This is a genomic window from Sulfurimonas sp. (assembly GCF_023228785.1).
Lineage (GTDB): Bacteria > Campylobacterota > Campylobacteria > Campylobacterales > Sulfurimonadaceae > Sulfurimonas.
In genome coordinates this window covers 1-6,031 of record NZ_JALOAN010000064.1, presented here as the reverse complement: position 1 = coordinate 6,031, position 6,031 = coordinate 1, and the positions used below count along the sequence as shown (strand labels likewise).

Genomic DNA, 6,031 nt, shown 5'->3' with positions numbered 1-6,031 from the left:
ATATCACCAATAGTATGCAATATACGGTCTTTATTTTCAATAAAAATATCATATACAGATTTAGAAATAATTGTCTTATTTATTTAGAAAAATGAGACTGCAAAGAAGAAGTTCTTTCACAGTCTCACTGCGTGGGAACTCATATATATATCTGAGTTTATAATTTATATACACTCCCACGCAGAGCAAGAGAGAGCTTTTGGAACCCCAAACAAACTACGAAGTGACACAACTCACTTATTTTTACTCTTTAAGATCTCCCTTACAACCTCTCTATCATCAAAAGGAAACTTCTCATCATAGATGATTTGGTAGGTCTCATCGCCTTTTCCTAAAATGACTACTACTTCGTCAGCTTTTTGCTCACTAAGTGCCATCTCTATGGCTTTTCTTCTATTTAGCTCGACACTTACTATACTCTTATCTTCAATACCTTCAAGTATGTCATCAACTATGGATTGTGGATCTTCAGTTCGTGGATTATCGCTTGTGACATAGACTTTTTTTGCTAAACTAGCAGCAACTCTACCCATCAAAGCTCGTTTAGTTTTATCTCTATCTCCACCAGCTCCAAAAACAACTAAAAGCTCTTTTTCTTTTAGTGCATTTAATACTTGTTGCATTCCATCTGGAGTGTGTGCAAAGTCAACTATAACATTTGGTTCCTCACTCACTTGTTCCATTCTGCCACTAACTCCAGCAAAACCCTCAACCACTTCAACAATCTTCTCTAGTCCATCATCAACTAAGAGATCTACTGCTCCAATTGCTGCCATTAAATTGTAAAGATTGAAAAAACCATGAAGTGATGAAGTAAAAGGAACTATCTCTTTAAAATGCTGAATTATTCCACTTGAAGCGTTGTTTAGTGAGTAAGCCATAAGCTTGTATGAGGCATTGTGTTCTATGCCATAAGTAAAAGTATTTTTAACAGTAAAAGATGATTTTGGCTCATCTTTGTTTATAAGTTTTTTACACTCGTCTTGAAAAAAACTATTTTTAGTAGCTATATATTCACCTATGGTTTTATGATAGTCTAAATGATCTTGAGTGATATTTGTAAGAATTTTAAGCTCAAACTCTAGTCCCTCTATTCGCGCTTGTGCTATAGCGTGTGAGCTTACTTCCATAATAAAAAACTCACACCCAGCATCTACTGCTTGATATATGTGTTTGTAGGTGTTTAACACACTTGGAGTAGTAAGCGATTTGCCTTCTATTATTTCATCATTCATAAAAAAGCCACGAGTGCCTTGCATAGCAACTTTGTAGCCTAGATCTAGTAAAAACGAGTAGATAGCACTTGCGGTTGTAGTCTTTCCATTTGTGCCTGTAATGCCTACAATTTTTATCTCTCCTATACCAAAATGAGGAGCTATCTCTTTAACATTTATGATAGAGTGAGCATTTCTACTCTTTGCATCTTCAAGATATTTTTTATTTTGTGCTGTTAAAACAAAGGCTGTCTGAGCATCACATTCTGAGGAGTTTTCGCTTACATATTTGTAAGATTGGCTAGGAAGCTCAATCTTCATTTTTTTTGCTCTTTGCCAGCTTTTTTAAAAGTTTTCTAAGTAGTTTATCGCTCGGATAGATGCTAAGTGCATTCTCTAAGTATGAGAGTGCCATCTCCCCAAAGTCATTCTCTATAAGTCTGTCTAAAAAATCAACAAAATCCTCTTTTTGAGTAATAATTACACGAGTTGAGAACATAATATTTTCAAAAGTCTCTTTAAATCCAGCACCCTTGTCTAAAATGGCTTTAAAGTCTTCATAAAGAATACCATCTTCAAATTCAAGTCTATCTCTTAGAGGTTTTGCAAAAATTTCGCCAACTCTGTCTATAGCATCATCCATCGTTTGTAAAATATCACTCATAATTTTGTCAGCTGACTCTTTATCTTCATCTTTAAGAACTTCATAGTAGTCAAAAAGAGCCTCAGCACCACCCTCGCCACTCAAAGCCATCTCAGATAATATCACACCATTATACGCTTCTTTTGAGTTTGGAAAATCTTGCAAAACTCTTGCAAATTTTTCTAATGCTGTTTTGTAGTCTGATTTGCTAAAGTACTCTTTAGCTTGTGATAATGTTTTATGTTTAGAAATACCATTCATTTTTTTCTCTTTTTTAAAGATTTTCTAAATTGTCTTCCATACCAACTGGTACATTTATAATTGTAAGCTCTGGATGAATATCCATCTTAAGTTGTCTCTCTACACCATATTTTAACGTACTGCCACTGCTAGCACAGCCAACACAAGCACCTTTTAGCTGAACATACACATTTCCATTTTTTACTGTTATAAAATCTATATCGCCACCATCGAGTGCTAGTGATGGACGGATTTTATCTATGGAGGCTTTTACTGGGCTCATCAACTCTTCATCCGTAAATGGAATCATCTCTTTTCCTTAAATTCATTTCTTTTCTTGCAATATTGATTTTAGATAACATAAAATATGACAAAATCGCTTAACAAGTCATAAAGATTTAGATTAGCTTAAAGGTTTTAGTCTTTAAGTGCTAAAACTTCCAAAGTGTAACTTGGTTTTCTCATACCAACAAGGACATAGTCAATGCTCTCTTGCCCCATTAAAAATCTCAAAGCCGTATCTTGCATAGATACATCGTCATTTTTGAAAAACTCTTTTAATGCTTTTCTCGTATTTTTAGAACACTCATGCAAAACCATCTTTTTATACTCTACAAAAAACATATCTATGGAGTTTACAAGTAACTCTTTGCTCTCTTGGTCTAGACTCTGCAGCGATGTTCTCATATGTGGTATGATTTGGGCAAAGAAAAATGCATCCCAATCACCTATCCAGCCAAACTTATGCTTTGACGCATCTAACTCTTCAAAGAGATTGTATAACGGTTTTAGCTGCTCATTGTCACAAATTTCTAAGAGTTCATTTAGATGGTGATAATACTCTCTTGACTCATCATAATCAGCAAGTCTATACATCTTGCCTTCAAACTCAGCATTTAAAGGCCTATTTGCTAAAACTCTAAGCCCATTCTCTTTTGCCCACTGTGCACATTTTAATCCCTCTAGTTCAAGGATATTTATAGGAAGTTGCACCGTAGTGAAGCTATGGGTATCATTTAGTACTTCCTCCGATGCTTTGTCTGCTAATATTATCAGATCTTCATAAGGCAAAAATTCATCACTTTTTTTACTCTTAGAAAAGCTATTTGAACTTATTCCATAGCCTGAAATTCTGCCATTTTTAACTTCTATCTCTAATGCTACAAAAGCTCTATATATTCTTTTATACATTTCATCTAACATCTCATCTTTGTCAATGTCTCTGTTTATAGCATCTAATATATAGTACTCAGGATTATGTAGAAGATAGCAATCGATTTTTGTCCTCTCTAATCTCTTTAGAGACTCTGTAAGTTGATCTTTTATAAACGATTCACTTATAGAGTGAAAGCAATCAGGCGAAAATTCAACCACTTCTTCAAATGGCTCTTCTTTATGCCTATCCATATTTGAACCTTGAATATAGCCAACTTTGCTAACTATCTCAACTGAATCTTTTGTGCCCTCATCGAACTCTCTAAAAGCTAGTGCAATAGCACGCTCAGCTCCACCATCCATATAGTTAGATGATGTGTCTATCATACGGATGCCAGAGCTTATTGCATCTCTTAGTGCTTGTATATGTTGTGGGTTATAATCACTTATTCTATAAGTTCCAAATGCGAAATTACTCATTATGTCTCACTTTTTGCTAAAGTATTTTAGAATTGGGAAAGTTATGTAATATATGAAAGGCTTTAAAAGCAAAGATAATCTTTGCTTTTCGCTGAGCCATAGACTCAGCGTAAGAAACTTTATTTCTTATTTTTATACAAGCTCTATAAACGCCATTGTAGTTGCATCACCACGACGAATACGAGTTCTTACTATTCTAGTATATCCACCAGCACGATCAACGTACTTAGGTGCTATTTCATTTACTAGAGTTTTTGTTGCTTCTTTGCTTTGAAGCGCCGCAAATACTGCTTTATGAGCATTAGAGTCATTCTTACCAGCAATTGTGATAAGTTTTTCTACATAAGAACGTAGTTCTTTTGCTTTCATTATAGTAGTTTCAATTTTTCCATGTTCTATTAACGAAATACTTAGGTTTTTAAGTAAAGCTGCACGGTGTGAGCTAGTACGACCTAGTTTACGATATCCATGACGATGTCTCATCTCTTATTCCTCTTTAGCCTTGAGCGGCTTCAATTTTCTTTTTTAATGCACTAATTACATCATCTGCTAAGTCAGCGCCAACTGCAAAACCAAACTCTTGTAATTTTTCTACGATTTCATCATATGACTTTTTACCTAGGTTTTTAACATTTTTAAGATCATTTTGACTCATCAATGCTATTTCACCTACTAGTTTAATATCAGAGCGGTCAAGACAGTTAAAACTTCTCGCACTTAAACCTAAACTATCAATATGAGTTACCAACTTTTTAAGGTCTGGATTTTCTTCAACTCTCTCTATAGTTGTAGCAGCTTTTATACTGATCTCTGAGTTAAATACAGCTAGTTGAGCATACATAACTTCAAGTGAGTTTTTAAATGCTTCTAGTGGAGTTACTTGTCCATCAGTTCTTATGTTTAAAATTACTCTCTCAAAGTTAGGGTTGTCTTCTACAAGAACATTCTCTATCTTATAAGTTGCACTACGAACTGGAGTGAAATAAGCATCTAATGCTATATAACCATCTTCAAGTTCGTCATGAGTATCTTCACTAGGAACATAACCTATACCTTGTGCTATTTTTATAACAAAGTTTAAGTTAGAGTCTTCGTTAAGAGTTGCAAGATGAGCATCTGGAGTTACTATTTCAACAACATCATTGCTTAAATCACATCCCTTGATAGTACATGGACCAGTAAAGCTATAACTAACTTCAGCTTCACTAGCTTCATCTTTAAGTTTAAAACGAATCTCTTTAAGATTTAATATAAAGTCAGAAATATCTTCAAGCATACCACGAACAGAGTCAAACTCATGCTTAGCACCCTCGATTTTTATAGCTATCGGTGCATAACCAACAGAAGAGCTTAATAAAAAACGACGAAGTGGGTGAGCTAAAGAGATAGCAAAACCAGTTTCAAAAGGATAAGCCATTATGTTTGCTTCATTCTCACTAATCTGTTCTACCTCAAATTCTTGAGGAGCAAGTGGAGTAGTTTTAATTTTTTTCATTCTCTAACGCCTTTTATTAATTCTATTATTTCGAGTAAAGCTCAACGATTAAACGCTCTTCTACTGGAATTACAACTTCTTCTCTCTCAGGTAAACGAGTAAAAATACCAAATACTTTCTCAGCATCGATATCAACCCATGGTGCTAGACCTGTTTGATTTGTTAGCTCTATTGCACGAACAACTTGAACATTTTTCTTGCTTGATTCGCGAACCTCTATTTTTTGACCAGCTCTAACATTGTAAGAAGGAATATCTAATTTCTTTCCATCTACAAGGATATGACCATGAGTAACAAGTTGACGAGCGAAACGGCGAGTTGAAGCAAAGCCCATTCTGTAAACTACATTATCAAGTCTGCTTTCAATTAGAGTAATAAGGTTTGTACCTGTATTACCATCTCTTCTTTTTGCTTCAACAAATAGTGCACGGAATTGCTTTTCAGAAACACCATACATGAATTTTGCTTTTTGCTTTTCATTAAGTTGTAAACCATACTCAGAAACTTTCTTGCGACGCTGACCATGTTGACCAGGACCATAAGGTCTTTTTTCTAATGCAGATTTACCTGCTAAACGACGTTCACCTTTTAAGTTAAGGCTTACACCGAATCTTCTTTCGATTTTTTCTACTGGACCTCTATATCTTGCCATCAGTAATCTCCTTAAACTCTACGACGCTTAGGTGCGCGACAACCGTTGTGTGGTAGTGGTGTAACATCTTTCATAAATGTAACACGAATGCCTTCTATAGCACCTACAGCTTTAACAGCTGTCTCACGACCTGAACCTGGACCTTGTACTTT

Annotated in this window: 8 protein-coding genes; all 8 read right to left on the bottom strand. The window is 35.0% G+C overall.

Features of this window, described 5'->3' with window-relative positions; genetic code table 11:
* Positions 1-233: 233 nt before the first annotated feature.
* A complete protein-coding gene (locus M0Q24_RS11220; protein ID WP_295050694.1) occupies positions 234-1,535 on the bottom strand; it encodes a UDP-N-acetylmuramoyl-L-alanyl-D-glutamate--2,6-diaminopimelate ligase in 1,302 nt (433 codons plus the stop codon).
* The gene (locus M0Q24_RS11215) at positions 1,525-2,118 is read right to left on the bottom strand and encodes a hypothetical protein (protein WP_295050692.1); all 594 of its coding nucleotides are present in this window, start codon (positions 2,116-2,118) and stop codon (positions 1,525-1,527) included. Before M0Q24_RS11215 ends, M0Q24_RS11220 begins: the two co-directional genes overlap by 11 nt.
* 13 nt (positions 2,119-2,131) lie before the next feature.
* On the bottom strand, positions 2,132-2,407 hold the full coding sequence (locus M0Q24_RS11210; protein WP_295050691.1) for a NifU family protein: 276 nt from the start codon (positions 2,405-2,407) through the stop codon (positions 2,132-2,134).
* A gap of 107 nt (positions 2,408-2,514) precedes the next feature.
* Positions 2,515-3,732: an aldo/keto reductase gene (locus M0Q24_RS11205; RefSeq protein ID WP_295050690.1), complete on the bottom strand. Its 1,218-nt coding sequence runs from the start codon at positions 3,730-3,732 to the stop codon at positions 2,515-2,517.
* 132 nt (positions 3,733-3,864) lie between these two features.
* Positions 3,865-4,215, bottom strand: coding sequence for a 50S ribosomal protein L17 (gene rplQ / locus M0Q24_RS11200; RefSeq protein WP_295050688.1), 351 nt, complete (start codon positions 4,213-4,215; stop codon positions 3,865-3,867).
* A 13-nt stretch (positions 4,216-4,228) separates the two neighbouring features.
* Positions 4,229-5,227: a DNA-directed RNA polymerase subunit alpha gene (locus tag M0Q24_RS11195; protein ID WP_295050686.1), complete on the bottom strand. Its 999-nt coding sequence runs from the start codon at positions 5,225-5,227 to the stop codon at positions 4,229-4,231.
* 25 nt (positions 5,228-5,252) lie between these two features.
* On the bottom strand, positions 5,253-5,879 hold the full coding sequence (rpsD, locus tag M0Q24_RS11190) for a 30S ribosomal protein S4 (RefSeq protein WP_295050684.1): 627 nt from the start codon (positions 5,877-5,879) through the stop codon (positions 5,253-5,255).
* Between the two features lie 11 nt (positions 5,880-5,890).
* The coding region (gene rpsK, locus M0Q24_RS11185) for a 30S ribosomal protein S11 (protein ID WP_295050696.1) at positions 5,891-6,031 on the bottom strand (141 nt) is incomplete at its 5' end.